Origin of the sequence: Spirillospora sp. NPDC000708 (assembly GCF_040299565.1) — a bacterium.
In the GTDB taxonomy this organism is placed as follows: Bacteria; Actinomycetota; Actinomycetes; order Streptosporangiales; family Streptosporangiaceae; genus Spirillospora.
On sequence record NZ_JBEPCJ010000249.1, the window covers coordinates 1 to 1,192 of the forward strand.

Below are 1,192 nucleotides of genomic sequence, written 5' to 3' on the forward strand. Positions count from 1 at the left end.
CGCGCGGCCGTGGTAGCCGACGGGCAGATGCTTCCAGTTCGGCATCAGCGGCTCGGCGTCCGGCCGGAACAGCCGCCCGAGGTTGGACGCGTGGTGCTCGGAGGCGTAGAAGTCGACGTAGTCGGCGACCTCGAACGGCAGGTGCAGCGCCACCGCGTCCAGGGCGTGGACGGCGCCGTCCGGCAGGTCGTCCGCCACGGCGTCGATGACGTGCTCGCGGACCTCGACCCACCGCTCGTGGCCCTGCTCCATGAACGCGTTGAGCGACGGCCGGGCGAACACGCCGTCGCCGAGGACGGCGGCGAGGTCGACGACCGAGTCCGCCACCCGGACGCCGACGCGCGGCTCGCCGCCGGCCGGCGAGAACACCCCGTACGGCAGGTTGTCGAGCCCGTAGAGCGAACCGTCCGGGACCGAAATACGGGTCATGCGTCTTCCTTGAGGAGTGAGGCGGGGAGGAGGCCGAGGGCGGCGAGTTCGGTGAGCGGGTCGGTGATGCTGCACGTGCCGAACGACAGGAAGCGCGCGCGGGCGAAGGACGCCCGCGCCTCGCCGAGGCCGGCGACGCGGGCGGCGATGGACGCGGCGTCGCGGTCGGCGAGGACGGCGGCGACCTCGGCGGCGCCGGCGCCGTGCATCGCGGCGTCGGTGGCGAGCAGCAGGTTGAGGAATCCGTGCTGGTGGAAGCCGGTCTCCGGGTCGGTGTTGCGGACCGGGTGGTGCAGCCCGGCGGTCGCCTTGAACGGGACGCCGGCGCGCACGGCGGCGAGGACCGCGGCGGCCAGCTCGTCCGGCGCCGGGTACAGGTTTGCGTGGACGCCGCCGGTGCGGAACTTCGCGCGGTGCCCGGCCTCGCCGAGCGCGGCGATGACCGCGGGACGGCGCTCGTCGCGCGGCACCTCCACGAACACCGGGACGTCGATGCGCTCCAGGCCGCACAGCAGGTCGGCCGCCGTCATCCCGGTCGGCACCGCCACCTCGACGGCGTGCACGGCGACCGGCAGGTCCGCGGCGGCCGCGACCGCCCGCGCCGCCTGCGCGGGCCCGTTCGGCGCGGTGATCGACAGGTCGAGCGGGTCGCCGGCGACCAGCGGGTACAGCTGGTCCAGCGCGGTCGCGGGCAGCACGAGCGGGCCGACGAGCGCGGCGTACGGGGCGGACCGGTGCCGGCGGTGGGCGGGGACGGCGTCGG

The 1,192-nt window shown here is 75.8% G+C and carries 1 protein-coding gene and 1 pseudogene; both read right to left on the reverse strand.

The genetic code is table 11. The features are described 5' to 3' along the window. Positions 1–429 (reverse strand): annotated as a pseudogene (locus tag ABT299_RS52755) (fumarylacetoacetase); the annotation flags it as partial. Then, positions 426–1,192, reverse strand: a 767-nt coding sequence (locus ABT299_RS52760; protein WP_500255494.1) for a hypothetical protein, incomplete at its 5' end; no start/stop codon positions are given. The pseudogene ABT299_RS52755 and the gene ABT299_RS52760, both read right to left, overlap by 4 nt.